This is a genomic window from Salmonella sp. 32031103-2018-00083-FB-01-SM-01 (genome assembly GCF_017571995.1).
Taxonomy (GTDB): domain Bacteria; phylum Pseudomonadota; class Gammaproteobacteria; order Enterobacterales; family Enterobacteriaceae; genus Salmonella; species Salmonella enterica.
Genome location: NZ_JAGEQL010000008.1, coordinates 89,240 through 105,454, shown reverse-complemented (window position 1 = coordinate 105,454; position 16,215 = coordinate 89,240). Strand labels below are relative to the sequence as shown.

13 protein-coding genes and 1 pseudogene are annotated in these 16,215 nt (G+C 53.0%); all 14 read right to left on the bottom strand.

The features are described 5' to 3' along the window. Nucleotides 1-25: 25 nt before the first annotated feature. The 14 genes and pseudogenes from J4614_RS20090 to J4614_RS20025 all read right to left on the bottom strand — a co-directional run bounded on the left by J4614_RS20090 (nt 26) and on the right by J4614_RS20025 (nt 16,207). Nucleotides 26-1,330: pseudogene (locus J4614_RS20090) on the bottom strand (SLC13 family permease). Nucleotides 1,331-1,427: 97 nt separating this feature from the next. Then, a complete protein-coding gene (locus J4614_RS20085) occupies nt 1,428-2,150 on the bottom strand; it encodes a GntR family transcriptional regulator (RefSeq protein ID WP_001535809.1) in 723 nt (240 codons plus the stop codon). Between the two features lie 62 nt (nt 2,151-2,212). After that, nucleotides 2,213-3,253, bottom strand: a complete 1,041-nt coding sequence (locus J4614_RS20080; RefSeq protein WP_000557882.1) for an ADP-ribosylglycohydrolase family protein — start codon at nt 3,251-3,253, stop codon at nt 2,213-2,215. A gap of 9 nt (nt 3,254-3,262) precedes the next feature. Beyond that, a complete protein-coding gene (locus J4614_RS20075; RefSeq protein WP_000646494.1) occupies nt 3,263-4,222 on the bottom strand; it encodes an aminoimidazole riboside kinase in 960 nt (319 codons plus the stop codon). Nucleotides 4,223-4,232: 10 nt separating this feature from the next. Further along, entirely contained in the window at nt 4,233-5,567 is a 1,335-nt protein-coding gene (locus tag J4614_RS20070) for an MFS transporter (protein ID WP_000777309.1), read from the bottom strand. A 262-nt stretch (nt 5,568-5,829) separates the two neighbouring features. Beyond that, nucleotides 5,830-6,585 carry a CDP-diacylglycerol diphosphatase gene (locus J4614_RS20065; protein WP_000750757.1) on the bottom strand — a complete coding sequence of 252 codons (756 nt, stop codon included), beginning with the start codon at nt 6,583-6,585 and terminating at the stop codon, nt 5,830-5,832. 100 nt (nt 6,586-6,685) lie between these two features. Beyond that, nucleotides 6,686-7,675 (bottom strand): sulfate ABC transporter substrate-binding protein, encoded by a 990-nt coding sequence (locus tag J4614_RS20060; protein WP_000758713.1) that lies wholly within the window; start codon nt 7,673-7,675, stop codon nt 6,686-6,688. A gap of 203 nt (nt 7,676-7,878) precedes the next feature. Further along, nucleotides 7,879-8,841 (bottom strand): 6-phosphofructokinase, encoded by a 963-nt coding sequence (gene pfkA / locus J4614_RS20055; protein ID WP_000591793.1) that lies wholly within the window; start codon nt 8,839-8,841, stop codon nt 7,879-7,881. Between the two features lie 184 nt (nt 8,842-9,025). Further along, nucleotides 9,026-9,928 (bottom strand): CDF family cation-efflux transporter FieF, encoded by a 903-nt coding sequence (gene fieF, locus J4614_RS20050; RefSeq protein WP_001077326.1) that lies wholly within the window; start codon nt 9,926-9,928, stop codon nt 9,026-9,028. A gap of 787 nt (nt 9,929-10,715) precedes the next feature. Continuing rightward, complete coding sequence (locus J4614_RS20045; RefSeq protein WP_000802618.1) at nt 10,716-12,440, bottom strand: hypothetical protein; 1,725 nt, start codon at nt 12,438-12,440, stop codon at nt 10,716-10,718. Between the two features lie 7 nt (nt 12,441-12,447). Further along, nucleotides 12,448-12,990 carry a hypothetical protein gene (locus J4614_RS20040; protein ID WP_000083770.1) on the bottom strand — a complete coding sequence of 181 codons (543 nt, stop codon included), beginning with the start codon at nt 12,988-12,990 and terminating at the stop codon, nt 12,448-12,450. Then, nucleotides 12,962-13,684, bottom strand: a complete 723-nt coding sequence (locus tag J4614_RS20035) for a hypothetical protein (RefSeq protein WP_023198655.1) — start codon at nt 13,682-13,684, stop codon at nt 12,962-12,964. Before J4614_RS20035 ends, J4614_RS20040 begins: the two co-directional genes overlap by 29 nt. After that, the gene (locus J4614_RS20030) at nt 13,674-14,261 is read right to left on the bottom strand and encodes a tail fiber assembly protein (RefSeq protein WP_023198656.1); all 588 of its coding nucleotides are present in this window, start codon (nt 14,259-14,261) and stop codon (nt 13,674-13,676) included. Before J4614_RS20030 ends, J4614_RS20035 begins: the two co-directional genes overlap by 11 nt. Then, a complete protein-coding gene (locus J4614_RS20025) occupies nt 14,261-16,207 on the bottom strand; it encodes a phage tail protein (RefSeq protein WP_023198657.1) in 1,947 nt (648 codons plus the stop codon). The genes J4614_RS20030 and J4614_RS20025 overlap by 1 nt, the downstream gene beginning before the upstream one ends. Nucleotides 16,208-16,215 lie beyond the last annotated feature (8 nt).

Here is a 16,215-nt window from a genome sequence, read left to right as displayed (position 1 = left end):
CGGGAAAATCCCCAAGCGGAACAGGCTACAGTTTCCCCAACGCCTGATACCACAGGTAGTCCAGCGGCAGCAGAATCAAATAGCTCACCACCGCTAGCGCGATACATAACAGCATTCCCGCCCGCGCAGGAACTTTCCCTAGTCCCATCGCCACCACAATCGGTGACGCCTGATACGGCAGCAGCGGCGTGGAATACCCCAGTACTTGAATCATGATCGCGCTCAATAGTGGAAAACCGGTAGCGTCGGAAAAGCTCTGCGCGAAGGTGGTATACAGCGCCGGTACGCCATTAGCGGTCATAATAAAGTTCAGCGCGCTGGTAATTCCGGTCAGCGCGAGGAAGCTGGTAAACGGACTCTCTTTATCCAGCGGCATAATATGCAGCAGCGCATTTCCCACGACGCTGCCAATACCCGTGTGAGTGACGGTGATCGCCAGCCCCAGAATCCCGGCGACGTAAATACAGGTACGGATATTCACGCCGCTGGAAAACTCGTCGCCGTTGATAAAACCAACGCGCGGCAGAAGCGTTATCACCGCCGCCGCCAGCCCCGTCCAGGCTGGCCCCACGCCGTGCTAGCTTTCAGTCACCCAGAGCGTCAACACCACCGCCAGCAGCCATGCCAGGCGCTTCTCATCATGGCTCATCGGCGGCAGCGGCGTCATGTCGCGCGGCGGATGCGGTTTACCGGGAAACAGCCAGCATATCAGCGCAATCAGTACCGCCCCTTTTAGCCAACCGAGCACCGGCGTATGCAGAAGTAAATAAGGTACATAATTCAGATGGATGCCGTATGAACCTTCCGCCGCGCCGCTCATCACCAGATTCGGGACGTTAGCAGGCAAAATGGTGGCCGACAGCTGGAAAGTACCGAATCCCACCGCCAGCGCCAGCCCATACCAACCGCGTGTGCCATCCTCAATCCCCGCGCGTTTCGCCATGGCCGCCACAATCGGCATCAGCAGCGCAATGCGCCCCATATTTGAAGGCATAACAAAGGCCAGGGCATAGCTGAGCAGCACCACGCTGCCAACCATCAGCGGCCATGAGTCGGTGAGCCGCGACGAAAGCACCCGCGCCGCCCTGTCCGCCAGCCCGGTTTTGCGAATCGCGATCCCCAGCACAAAGCCGCTGAACACCAGCCAGAAGGCCGATGAAGCAAAGCCGCCGAAGATAACCTCCGGCGGCGCGATTTTGGCGATCATCGCCACAGCAAAAAATAGCAGTGCGGTCATAAACTCCGGCAGTAGCGAAGTCGCCCACAGAAGGATAGTAACGCCAACGATGATGGAAGGGAGGAAAAGAGGATGGGACAACCAGAGCGACATACCTGTCTCCTGTCGATTTTTTCAGCAAGAATACGACGGACAGTCAGGCAGGTAAACGCCAGATATAGTGAGGTTATCGCAGGATTAAGCGGACAGATCAGTGATAATGAATTTCACCAAAGTATTCAGACAGCACGTAATAGCGGCAATACTCAAAAGGGCTGTCCTTCCCGGCCTGAAACGTCTGTCTGGCGACAGATAACAGCGGTTTATTGGCGGCGATTTGCAATTTTTCGCACAGGTCAGCGGAAGGTAAAATCGCCTCAACTTTTTCTATCGCCGAGTCGCTTGTGACGTTTAATAACGAATAAAGCGACGTATGCTCCAGCGCCTGCGGTGTGAGTTGCAGATCGGGAAAGAAGCTAAGATCGAGATAAATTTTCTCATGGTTAAATGGACGGTTATTCAGGCAACGAATACGCGAAATATAGAGATAGTGATGCTGTGCGGGCAGGCTCAAGCCGTCTGCCTGAGCGTCGCGCGCGCGGCGCGGCGCGATTTCCAGAATACGGTTCTCAATCGCCACGCTGGCGTCCTGGAGATCGCGGGTAATACCGCGAAACGTGTGCCCGTAGCTCACGCCTTCCGGCACCGAGCACACCACCGAACCACTCCCGCGCTGCGACGAAATAATGCCCGCATTGATTAATTCGCTCCAGGCCTGTTTAACCACAATCAGCGAGACGTTGTAGGCTCTGGCGATCTCTTTTTGCGTCGGCAGTTGACTACCTAAAGGCAGGGATCCATTTTGGATCTGCTGACAGATGATAAAAAATAGTTGCTTATAAAGCGGAGTAAAGCTCGTTTTATCAACCTGCAAGCTGCGCACCTCACGTCTTCGCCAGCAGGGGACGTTTTACCGTCCCCGGCAGGGTGAATTCGCTACCCTGCGATTTGCCTGGCCAGTTCTGCCAAATCGAAATGATTCATACGATCCAAAGTCGTTAAATAATCGGCGGGAAAAGCCTCCACGCCATGGAATGCGCCGGAAATCGCCCCGACCATGGTGGCGACAGTATCAGTATCATTGCCGATATTAACGCCGGAGATAATAGCATCTACGGCAGAATTCGGACAACACGCGAACAGGCCAAAGGCCGCTGGCACCGCTTCACTCACGTGCAGCCCGGAGCCAATAATATCAGCAAGTTCCACCACCGCCGTTTCCCAATGGCGATGACGTTTACCGATATCTACGGCCAGCTCAATGCGTCGGGCAACGGAAGGACCTGCCACCATCATCGCACCTTGCTCCTGCGCCAGCAGATAGCCTCTTTGCGCACCGTAAATACCGGCGGCAATAATGCTGTCTGCGTTGGTCTGCGCTCTTAACGCCTCGCTGGTTGCCGCCGCCATCGCCGCTGCGCCGGACATCGCCAGCACGTTATTATGGGTAAAGCGGCAAATCTGCAGCGCGCAGTCAATCGCCGCGTCAATATCACCCGGATGCAGCACCGCCGCTGGCCAAATCTTCATGGCGGCGCCGTTCGTTGCCTCCGCGTTACCCTTATTAATAATCTGTACCGACTGTTTCTCGCCTTCCAGCTCACCCTGTAAAGAGGCACGGTTATCATTGAATATTGCCTTCATTGCCGCACGCGTCGTCGGGCCGGTAAAGTTGGCGTAGTACGGGTAATCCAGCCACTGCTGAAAAGCCTCGCGCATCGCCTCGTCGCTGACCTGGCGTTGATGGCGCAGCAGCGCGTCCATAATGTACTTCGCCTGAATAAAATCATCCGTGCACATCCCTGCTTCGTTGCAGCGGCCAAACGTGTCCGCAGGCGGTTTTTGAAAGGTCGTCACCCAGCCGCCAAAATAGTCTTTTATTTGCTGCTGGGTGCGTACTTCCGTCGCGGCTCCCATCGCGTCCGCGGCGGCGGCACCCACCAGGCATCCCAGTATTTTGTTTTGATCAACGTGCATGATGACTCCTTATTTCACGGTCATGGCTTGCGCCAGCGAATGGCTGGACAGAAAAGTGTTTAGCTGGTCGGGAAACGGTAAAGCGGTCATTGCGCCCTTTGCCGTTACCGCCATGGCGCCGCAGGCGTTGGCATTGCTGATGGCCTCCGCCAGCAGGGCATGGTTCCAGCAATTTGCGCGGGAAAGGGTGAACAGCAGGCCGCCGACAAAAGCATCACCTGCCCCGGTGGTATCGACGACATCGACGCGCGGTGCGGGGAAATGGAATTCCCCCTCGGCGGTAATCAACAGCGCGCCATCGGCCCCCAGCGAAATGATCGTGGTGTCACAGCCTAGATCGCGCAGGTAATAACGCGCATCCTGCCAGTGACTGGCCCCGCTGAGCTGGCACAGCTCATCTGCCGAGACTTTGCAGATAGAAGCCAGCCCGGCGGACCGGGCGATCAGTTCAGGGATTTCATCGGTATTGCGCCACATCTTGCTGCGTAAGTTGACGTCGAATAACACGTAGCCACCGGCTTCTCGCATGCGTCTCGCCCCTTCCAGACATGCTTCGCGAGCGGGACTGTCGGTGAGGCCAATTGAACTGAAGTAAAACCATTCGTACTGCCTGAACGGCGGCAGGTCCTGCGGCGAAACGTAGGTATCAGCCCCCGGATGCACCAGATAGGTAAAGCTGCGCTCCCCATCAGCAGTCAGGTTGACGATCAGCACCGCGCTGGTCAGGTCAGCATCCAGCCGCAGCGAAGAGACATCCACGCCGTTATCCTGGAAAACCTGGCGCAGGAAGCGACCGGCGTCATCGTCGCCAAGACAGCCAATAAAACCGCACTCTCCGCCCAGCCTGGCAACGCATACCCCCACGTTCGCCGACGCTCCGCCGGGACATTTCAGATAGCTGTTCTGCTTTTCCGGTACCAGGTCAACGGAGGCATCGCCGATAACCCAAACCTTATTCATGGCCTTCATTTGCGCCTCCTTATGCCTGTTTCTGCGCCAGGGCGAGCTGAATATCACGATAATATTCGTTGTTAATCAGATACTTTTTCATCAGCAGTCCAACCGCAAGGTGGAACAGAGCCGGAATGAGCGTCATCATCAGCGCAATACCGGTGAGCGAACGTGCGCTCTGTTCAACATCGGCCTGATAGCCAAAGTGGCTCAGCAGGAATCCAAGTATCCCGCCCGCGATCCCCATCCCAAACTTCTGGAAGAAGAGGATGCCGCCAAACGCCAACCCGGAAACGCGCAGACCGGTTTTCTTTTCGCCGTAATCCACCGCTTCGGCGATAGAGGACCAGAACACCGGCATTTGCATATCGCAGAAGAAATTAATAAGAAAATAAAACGCAAACGCCAGGACAAGATTTTCACGCCCGACGGAGAAATACATCAGCGCGCTCAGGATAAAGGTAATAATCTGGGTGTAGCGGAACATCTTAATTTTGTCCCAGAACTTGGTTATCCAGGTGGTGGCGATCATCGCTAAAATTGAAGCGATGACGCCGGTAGTCAGGAAGGGTGAAATCAGGCTATCTCCGCCGTTCAGATAATACTTAGCGTAATAAGCGGCAACGGAACCGCGAATAACATAACCGCACATCAGCAGCAGAATAACAACGCCGAGAATAATCCACTGATCGTTACGTAACAGATATTTAAACTGTTTCCCCACCGATAGCGAGGTAATTTCCGGCTCGCTGCGTTCACGCGTGGTAAGAAAACAGAAGATAAACAGCAGGGCGCCCATCGCCCCCATCAGCCCCATCGAAAACTGATAGCCCAGCGCCTTGTTGCCCTGCCCCAGCCAGACGGCAAGCATCGGTACGACGATAGTCACCAGGAAAGCGGCAATCTTGGTCATCACAAAACGATAACCGTTGGCGCTTAACCGTTCGACGGGGTCGCTGGTAATCACGCCAATCATCGAAATATAGGGAATGGTGATCGCGGTATAGACCAGGGTCATAAGAATATAGGTGCCATAGGCCCATGCCAGTTTGGCCATATAAGCCATATCAGGCGTAATAAACATCAAATAAACGGCGAAGCCAAAAGGAATGGCAAACCACAGCAGCCACGGGCGGTAACGCCCCCAGCGCGTGTTCAGTTTATCGGTCAGAACCCCCATGGCCGGATCGATAATGGCATCAATCATCCGCACAACCACAAACAGTACGCCAACATCAGCGGCGCTCAGGCCGTAGATATCGGTATAGAAATAGGCGAGGAGCAGCTGCATGGCGATAATCACAACGTTTATCGCCATATCTCCCGCGCCGAAGCCGATTTTTTCCACGATAGAAAGTTTCATGTTGATATTCCTTTACGCTTAACAGCGCAAATCTGGTGAACAATTAATGATGTCACTACATGAAATAAAAACGTTTTTATATAAGCCATCCACCAGACAATCTATGGAGGCTATGAAGAGAGTGTAACTAACCACAAAAAGATATAAAGGTATACCTTTATATCTTTTGATCGGTTTCACATATTTTTATAGACACGATCTTACCCCAGTTTTAAACCGGGATAAGAATCAATAAGATAATGAGCAGGGGGTGGAACGAAAATCAGCGGGAAGACAAAATGGCGCAACTATGGTCCTGAATCTCTTCCGCCGATGCGCGGTTGAAGGTCAGTAAATTACGCTCGGTCGCCAGCAGGACAAAAGAGCCATCGCTTTGGCGTACCACCGCCAGCCCATAGCGTCCCATATGATCGCGCGCTTCCGGCACCTCTTCCGCCAACATCATAAACGGACTACGCTGCGCCAGTTCGCTCTCGGTTACCCGGCGCGCCAGGTATTCATGCCCCATCAGGTCGCCCGGTAGCGGAAGCCAGCGAGTGCTGATGCGCGTGAGATCGTTATCCAGTTGTTCCCGAACGTCAGGACGGATGCAAGAAATATGGATATGCAAATGGTCCTGTGAACGACCAAGCCGCGAATTAATCGCCAGCGAGACTGCGCTATCCGGAATATCATGCCCGTATTTTTTACTCATATAGCCGCGAGCCTGCCAGGCCAGCCAGAAAAAGTTGGGCGTAGCGGGTTCCAGCAATAGCGGGCTTTCTGTACCGTTGATACGGTAGGTGGGCATCAATAAATATTGCAACGGACCGTGACGATCTTTAAAGACGACATAGCCGGCGCGAGGTTTGACTTCCGCGCAAGGCGCTGGATTTTGATGCTGTAACTGATCGGGCAGGCATTGTTCAAGCACGATTTCCCGTAATGCATCAGGATTGCCGGAAAATTTCCAGTAACCGACGCCCGCCGCGGCAACAATCACTATCACCGCCAGTAAAAAGTAACCTGTTTTTTTCATGTTATGCGTTCCCTGTGACCCATAGACGGGGAAGAGTAACGCAAAATTGTGGCAAAGAAAAAACCCGGTAACATAATACGTTACCGGGTTTATAAACGGTTTAGCGTTTGCTGATTTGGTCGAACGTACCACCATTAGCGAAGTGATCTTTTTGCGCCTTCGCCCAGCCGCCAAACACCTCGTCAATGGTGAAAAGCTTCAGCTTCGGAAACGCATCGTCGTATTTTTTCACCACGTCAGCATCGCGCGGACGGTAGAAGTTTTTCGCTGCTATCTCCTGCCCTTCCGGCGAGTAGAGATACTTGAGATACGCTTCCGCTACCGCTTTGGTGTCTTTCTTTTCCACCACTTTGTCGACCACGGAAACGGTCGGCTCTGCGAGAATAGATTCACTCGGGGTCACTATCTCGAATTTATCTTTACCCAGTTCATTCGTCGCCAGTAGCGCTTCGTTTTCCCAGGCGATCAGCACATCACCGATACCGCGTTCAACGAAAGTATTGGTTGAGCCACGCGCACCGGAGTCCAGCACTTCAACGTTTTTAAACAGGGCTTTGACAAAGTCCTGCGCTTTGGCCTGATCGTTATTGTTGTGGTGCAGGGCGTAGCCCCATGCTGCCAGATAGTTCCAGCGTGCGCCGCCGGAGCTTTTCGGGTTTGGCGTAATCACCGACACACCCGGTTTAATCAGATCGTTCCAGTCATGAATTTGTTTTGGATTGCCTTTACGGACCAGGAAAACGATGGTGGAGGTGTAAGGTGCTGAGTTATCCGGCAGACGCTTAATCCAGTTTTTATCGATACGACCACGTTCCGCAATAGCGTCCACATCGTAAGCCAGCGCCAGCGTCACGACATCGGCTTCAATGCCGTTAATAACGGAAGTCGCCTGTTTACCCGAACCGCCGTGCGATTGACGGATCACGACGTTGTCGCCGGTTTCCTGCTTCCAGTGCGCGCTAAACGCTTTGTTGTACTGCTCGTACAGCTCACGCGTTGGATCATACGATACGTTAAGTAGCTGAATATCCTTTGCCAGAATGCTGGTTGACGCCAGCAATAATGTGAACCCCACGCCCCACTTTTTCATCGCCCGACTCGCTTATGTTGTGTTGTGATGAGCAAAGCGTGCCAGAAAGAGATCCAAACATTAAAGAATAAAAAAAGATTGGCTATAACTTCGAGGAATAAATCTGAGGGATTGCCGGATGGCGGCTAGCGCCTAATCCGGCCTACACGTTTCTGCAACCTGTAGGCCTGATAAGCGTAGCGCCATCAGGCGCGCAAAAACAATCAGTACAGTTTTTTCGCGCACTCCATCCAGTCGCTTTTGAACGGACGCTTCATGTTTTCAATCGCATCGATGATGTCATGATGAACAAGCTGCTCGTTCTGGATACCGACACAACGACCGCCATGGCCTTCCAGCAGCAGGTCAATAGCATACGCGCCCATACGGGAAGCCAGAATGCGATCGTAAGGTACCGGGGAACCACCGCGCTGAATGTGGCCGAGCACCGTCGCACGCGTTTCACGGCCCGTTTCTTTTTCAATAAAGTGCGCCAGTTCGTCAACATCGCACATATGCTCAGTAATAGCGACGATAGCGTGTTTTTTCCCTTTCGCGATCCCGGCTTTGATTTCCGCCACCAGATCTTCGCGATTAAATTCAACTTCCGGCACCACGATAAACTCACAGCCGCCAGCAATAGCCGCCGCCAACGTCAGGTCGCCGCAATAACGGCCCATCACCTCAACGATAGAGATACGCTGGTGAGAAGAGGAGGTGTCACGCAGACGGTCAATCGCTTCCACTACAGTGCCGAGAGCAGTGAAGTAGCCGATAGTGTAGTCGGTGCCTTTGATGTCGTTATCGATAGTGCCTGGCAGACCGATGCACGGGAAGCCCATTTCAGTCAGACGTTTTGCACCCATATAAGAACCGTCGCCGCCAATAACTACCAGCGCATCGATACCGCGTTTTTTCAGGTTTTCGATCGCGACAGCGCGAATATTTTCGTCACGGAATTCCGGGAAACGGGCGGAACCGAGGAAAGTACCGCCACGGTTGATCATGTCAGATACGCTGTAACGGTCAAGCTGAACCATACGATCTTCATACAGGCCCAGATAGCCGTCATAAATGCCCATGACTTCCAGCCCTTCCGTCAACGCTGCGCGCACAACACCGCGGATTGCCGCGTTCATGCCCGGCGCATCACCGCCGCTTGTCAACACACCGATTTTCTTAATCATGACTACCTCTGAACTTTGGAATGCAAAATGAAATCTATTGCCGGAAGCCGATTTCGCACTTCGAAACGATCCAACGAATATACAGATAGTATAACAATCCCTTCCTGCTGAATTGATTCAGGTCAGGCCAAATGGCGGTAATTTATACACAAAATGCTGGCCTGGCTCACTTTTTAACAATCAATTATACAAGCTCAAACTTCTTGCCTTCCGTGGGGACGACTGAACAGGGATCCTGATGAATAATGACATCTGAACCCGGAAAACGCCGCAAAATCGCCTGCTCTACCTGTTCAGCCACTAAATGCGCCTGAACGAGCGGCAGATTATCTTCCATTTCCAAATGAATCTGAATAAAGCGGGTCGGCCCTGACTGCCGCGTGCGGAGATCGTGCGCGCCGCTGACTCCCGGCCATGACGTCACGATATCAATAATTTCCTGTCGTTCCGTATCGGGCAGCGCGCGATCCAATAATGACTGCACCGCCTCATACCCCATACGCAACGCGCTATACAAAATATAGATGCCGATACCTAACGCAAACAGAGCATCCGCACGATGCCAACCGTACCAGGATAATCCAAGCGCGATAAGAATCGCTCCGTTCATCATAACATCAGACTGATAATGAAGCATATCCGCCCGTACCGCCTGACTTTGGGTCTTGCGTACCACCCAGCGCTGAAACGTGACCAGTATAATAGTGCATATCAGAGCGATGACGGTAACGCCAATCCCCACGCCGGGGTCGTTCATTGGCGTCGGCTTAATCAGATTCTGGATACTGGTCAAAAACAGAAACAACGCCGAACCGGAAATAAACATACTTTGCGCCAGTGCCGCCAGCGACTCCGCTTTACCGTGACCAAACGTATGTTCATCATCTGCGGGTTGCAGCGAATAACGCACGACCAACAAATTCGTCAATGACGCGGCAATATCCACCAGCGAGTCCACCAACGCCGCCAGAATACTCACCGATCCCGTATACCACCACGCAAAAATTTTGATCAAAAGTAACACTGATGCCATCGCTGTTGCCGCGATAGCCGCCCGGCTAACCAGCCGTCCATAGGTTTGATTCATAAATACTCCCGCTATCTTCTGCCGGTAGTATAACGGATGGTTTAAAACAGTAAGCTAATAACAGAATGACAAACTGGAGATAAAAAAAACCCCCACATCATGTGGGGGAAGACAGGGATGGTGATTTCATTTTCCCTGTAATCATTAGAAACATAAGGATTTGTTTCTTTCAGTGTCCACAAAGCGTCCACACATCGAGGACCGCGTCTATCAAACGCACCCAAAAACCCCTGCTTTTTTGCGGGGTTTTTTTCATTCCGCATTAGATCTTTTTTTCATTCTGCTGCGCCATGTTTTGCAAGACCATGAATTGAAGCAATCAACCTCCATCCCGCGCCTCGTAAGGCTTTGACATATCCGCGCCAAAAAATCACCGGATGCACCCGAATCATTTTGATCGTCACGGAAACTAAAACGATCCTTTTAAAAACATCATGTTATCCAGTCGGTTAGCGCCTGGCGGCGCGGCGACTTTTGCAAAGAGCTGCAAATATTTGCGCAGCGTGCAAACGCCCGCAGGATGCAAAAGCCCAGCAGTGGCGCAGGCTGGCGGGGTGCTTTGCTCAAAATTTCTTTTGCAAAATTTTTTAGATCCAAATAGCGCAGGCGGGTGCGGTGTAGCGCCGTTTCCGTCCTGGATCCGCTTCCGTCTGCCTGCTGTCGCTTACGCTGTGGGCCGCTGTTGAACGAACGAAAGAAAGGCCGCACGGTGGCGGCCTTTAATATTTGCGCCTGCTGTGGCGCGTTCTGTGGTGTCTGGTTAGGTGTGCGGTTATGCCGCTTTTTGTCAGGCTATCAGGGGACCGTATTTGCTTTTCAATTTGTCGGTTTTAGTGGCCGTTGCGCTGAACTGCGCAGCCTGCCCGCTGGCCCCCGTATTGGGGTGAGTATGTGACGCGGCAGTCTCTGCCAGTTCCCTCACCACGTCCAAGGTGTCGGTGAGTAGTGTCAGGACGTTAATCTCTTCGCTTCCCAGTTTTACCACCGGGGCAATCAGCTGTTGCGCCTGGGCCACGCTTCGGCGGATGCCGCTGATTTTTTCAGTCAGTGCGCCACTGACGTTTGACGTGACATTCCCTTTAACGTCGTCTGTAACATTGCCCGCGACGTCCCGTTTCACGTTCCGGCCAACACTGACGGAATTGTCCTTGCTGCAGGTTACTGTCAGGTTGCCGGATGTGCCGACGCTGTAATCCCCCTCGCTGATATGAACGACCGCCCCGGCCAGAAGTGTGGCCGTGCCAAGCACGGTTGTTTTATCCGTTGCCTGGACCGTAGTTTCACGGACAACCACTTTGCGGATCTCTTCGTCGGTGGTGACTTCGCGAATCATGGAGTTTTCGCGGATTGTCTGGTCTGTCTGGCGTTCCCAGTCTCCGGCAACCGTCACGCGCTGAGATACACCATCGCGCTGTTGCTGCAACTGCTCGCCGGGTTTAACTGCTGGCAGGTTATGACCCTCCGCCATAATCTGGCGCACAAATGGCTTATCCTGCCGCCCCTCCGCGAATCCTACTTCAACCAGCGTGCCAGGGGGCGGAAACTGAAACATTCCCGACTCACTGCCCGCCATTGGCACAGGTAGTGGAACGGCAGAATAAACCGGCGTATTTGCGGCGGGCTTGCCGTCTTCGTCAAGCAGCTGGAGATCCACGGCATAGCGCGGGCGGAATGGATCGGCAATATTTCCCCGTGAAACATCCTCGCTTGGTGCTTCCACCCTGGCGAACTTTGGAAGATGCAGGCCGCTTGCCAGCTCCGGGAATGCGTTTTCAATCTGCCGCTGAATCGGTGATTTTTGCAACGGCTGGCCGTTGGCTTTGTTGCGGGGCTGCCAGGTGATTGCCATATCGTCGTTATTTAGCCGGACCTGGTTCAACCGCTGGCCGTTCACCTCAGCACCAGGGCGCAGGCTCTGAATCATCGGCACAACCATTGAATTGCCGCCTGCCGATGCCTGGCTAAATTCGTGCGGGATCTCTACTGGTTTACCCGCAAAAAGACTATGCTCCGCAGCGCCGACGAAGACATCCCCGTCCGGCAGCTGATACCAAAGATAATCCGTCACTGTAAATGCGCGGCCCAGACTGGCAAGAAGCTGATAGCCCGTGCCGCTATGCGTAAAGTGGGGGATCGGTTTATCTGCATAAGCAGCGCCGACCGGCGTTGTGACGGTCAGCCCGCTTTGCTCACTTATCCAGTCAGTAATCTGGCGAAGCGTTGGATGCTGGAAAGAACACGGCCACAATTTATCAAAGATGCCGACAAGCTCACGCACGAACAACCGGCATGTTCCATTATCAGCAGGCTGTGACCGTTCGACATACCCGGTAAACCAGCGCAGGACCAGACCATCATAGCCAACATCGATACGCACCATTTTGCCAGTGTAATCTGTCTCTGTCCCCGCAGTAATAAACCCCCGACCGCACGCGTTCAGCTCCAGCACGATATTGCAGTCAATCAGATGGACCGGATCAGTGGAAAGGTACAGGCGTTTAATTGGTTTCATCGTTTAATTACCCCAGCGCATCGTTGACCGGCTTTAAGACCTTTTCTTCAAACCAGCTCATTTTGTCGGCTGGCTCATCAGCACCGGCAGCCGAACCCGCGCCCTTTGACCCCGTTTGCTTCGTGCTGGCCGTCGCGTTACCTTTTCTGGCCTGTCGTTTTTCCGGGACGCTGCCTTTTTCACGCAGGGTGAAACTTACCTGCCAGGCAAGACGATCCTCCTGCGGTACGGCATCAATCTGACCGGTGAACGTGGCTTCACGAAGATTAATAGCCGTTGCCGTCGCATTGGCGACGCGGTACTTTTTCAGTGCTCCGCTGGCTTCGGTTGCGGATGCCAACTGGAAAAGCCGCTGTAAAACGGCTTCGTCGTCGAATGTCACCAGACCCGACACACGCAACTCTTTGGCCTTGATACCCTGTTCAGCATTGGCCGTGCTCGATGTCTGGCCCGACTGGTCCTTTTCCTGAAACTGCATGGAAGGTGAAACCAGCATGTTCTGCATGGCGATCCCTTCACCATCAAGCGCGAGTAATGCGGTCTGGCTCATGTAGCATCTTCCCTAAGTCAGATAACGAATCCCCGATAAACATCATCGCGGCGGTATGCACTGCCGTTGTTTGCGGGATGCCTTTCAACAATTCAGTGGCAGCAACGGCATAACTCCCGCTGTAACTGAATGAAAAAATATTCGCACTGGCGGCTTTCAAGTCTTCCAGTCCCTGGCTGAGTGAGGACAGCAAACCGGCCCGTTCCTGAATAAATCCCGTAATCTGATTTTTTAGATCTGTTGTGGTGGTACTGACTGCGGCGGCCAGCTGCGCGGCGGCAACACGCTGGGCATTCAGCGCCAGCCGGTTGGTTGAGACTGATAACGGCGCACTGGCAGGCAATACATCGTCTTTAACCGGCAACTGCATTTTTACCGTGCTGAGTTCTGCGGCGGCGGCTGCCATGCGGCTTACCTGCGTAAATGCGGGGGCCGGAAATACGGTGGACAGTTTATTCAGCCCCTGCATAAAAGCATCATGGGTATTCTCCGCCACCATCATGACGATAACATCACCGCGACCGCCAGCGAATAACAGCTTTTTAGCAAGGTATCCCATCGCATTGGCCGGACTGAGATAACCGCCTGAATCCGTGTTCTGTCCCAGCCCGTAAACCCAGGGATGCGCTGGCACAATGGAACAGGCCAGCGCCACCATATCGTCAGCAATCTTTACAACCGATTCACGCCACATCGCCCAGAACCTCCGGCCAGTTAATATCTGGCGCATCGGCAGGATTAATACGATTGATCAGAACGCGGTGTTTTTTCCACTCCAGCAAAAGCGCCGCTTCCGAATCTGTCGCAATACCCAAATCAACAGCATCCTGTAGCGGTCCAATCTTTGATGCAGCCAGCGTCAGAAGACCTTCTTTTTGCTGCGTCGCCTGAGTAACCTGCGCCACTTTTTCCGCCTCCGTGTCGTGTACCCATTTTTTCCCGTCCCATTTCACAAAATGGCCTTCGGGCGCAATGGAAACAACATCATCAGGTAGTGCGCCTAGCTGGTTAATTGTGATGGCTTCCCCCGTTTTGATGTTGTAGACAACTTTCCCTCGATGGTCTTCAACAAGTGACCATTTTTCTGACTCAGAATTAAATACAGCGACGAATCCATCCTTCGCTGCTGGCGGTGCAATATCTGTACTGTACGCGGGCAATCCTGTATTTGCCGGAATATATGCATCACCTGCCCCAATAAATTCGTTTGTATCTGAACGCAGATTGAAAATTTTAATTGTCTGCGCTTTGCTGCTCATTTTAAAAGTCATTATGCCAGCCTCACAATATAGTTAAACGCGATATTCTTCACTGTGGTTTCCGCATTACCGTCTGCGTCCACAATAACGACGTGTCCGTGTGGACCTATATACATCGTGTGCTCGTGTCCTCCGATATAAACTGTATGCGCATGGTCGCCAGCGGCCTGTGTCCACGCACCACCTCCAGGCTGAAATGAGGTGTGATTGGAATCTCCCCAGTATGAATTGATATAACCGCCGAACTGGTGAGTATGGTTGCCCGTGGTATTGGTCGATTTCGTACCGTAATCAAATGACGACGTGCCTTTCGTTCCCAGATCGGTATCCAGCGCCCGCGCGCCGTGGCTGTGCGATTTGTTACCGTCCATTTCCTGAGACAGTACAGCCCGCCCGCTGGCGGGCTTACCTTTGATTGTCCAGCCTCGCATGTCAGGGATGACACCGGACGGATACGCTATAGCCAGTAACGGGTAAGCAGATTTATCAAATGCTTGCCCCTGCATCAGGGCGTAACCGGCTGGAGTAGCATCAGACGGCCATGCAATCGCCGCCCCTACTGGATGCGAATCCGGTGGCGGGTTTAGTGTGGTGTAGAGCATTGCCCATTCGGACCACTCAGCCTCGGCGTTATCTCTGTGGCTGCGAATATATGCAGGCGCAGGAGCACCATTAACCCCGCTCCATCCGATCAATATCTCCCCGTCACCGGTTCCGGTCAGACGTAAAATATTCCCGTATTGTGTTGGATAGCCATTGTTGTAAACCTCGCCCATTATCAGGCCGCTATCGCTGCCTCTTGTCGCACCAGTCAGTGCCGGAAGCGCACCGCGTGATGCCAGTCTGTTCGCTGCAACAGCCGTACCGTTGGCAGGAAGTGCTCCGATATTACGCACAAATAAACTTTTGTCCGGAATGTCATCGCCGTTCTGGTCTTTAACCAGTCGCTTATCTGCGTTGTCATTAGCCGCTTTTACTGCCTTTGGCGTGGCGGCCAGCTTTTCGGAATCGCTGTCTATTGCACTGCTTAACTGCACAAATCCTTTTTCATCGGTTGATGCATCAGGGTGATTGCGCGATTTTTCATGCTCACTCAGCGCATTGCTGGCCGCCTGGTCGTTAAGCGTGCCTTTCGGGCGCAGGTCTGTGATATTTCCGGCAGCATCAATACTCGCCACCGCAAAGACATAATGCTGTACACCGCCCAGCACATAATCGGCAAGATCTGCGGCAACGATGATTTTGCTCTGTACTGCCCATTCGCTCGTTAACGTCCCGGTCCAGCTGACATCAAGCCAGACTTTTGTCGGCTTCGCAGATGCGTTGATGTTCAGGTCTGCGGGCAATTCAGTGCGTAACCCGGCGACGTATCCCACCCCTTTTGTGACAAAGAACTGATTACCGGACTTTGCGACCAGATAACCCGAATCAAAGAATGCCGCGGCACCATACAGATCGATATTTTCGCGGCGCTGGCGTTCATCCATTGCCGAAAGGCGGGCAGTGAAATCAATCTGCCATGTCTCTGCCGGGGTGGTAATTTCTGTTGCTTCCCTGGCTCCGCTGTATTCCATCAGCATGGAACGAACCAACACGTTTCCCTGCTGGCCGTTCGCATTTTTAATTTTGCGCTGAGTCGGGGCGTGAATAATCATCGCCAGTGTGCCGGTGGCTTTATTTGCCAGCCCGATCCAGTTGAAATTATAATCGCCCACATCCGCCCCCAGCGTGACGGAATAAACGACAGAATTTTCATTCACAACGCCGGTTTTACTTACCGGCAGGCGATCAACAATTTTATCCGCTGCGGGCATTGTCTCGGTATTATCAATCGGTTTATCAGCATCCAGTCCCGGAATATACGCGAAAATAAATTCATCCAGCGTGACGGGCTGATTATTAATTGCCTGCTGGGCTTTCCACTCTGTAAATGCTTTTGTAATAACAGCCTGTGACATAGGTCTTT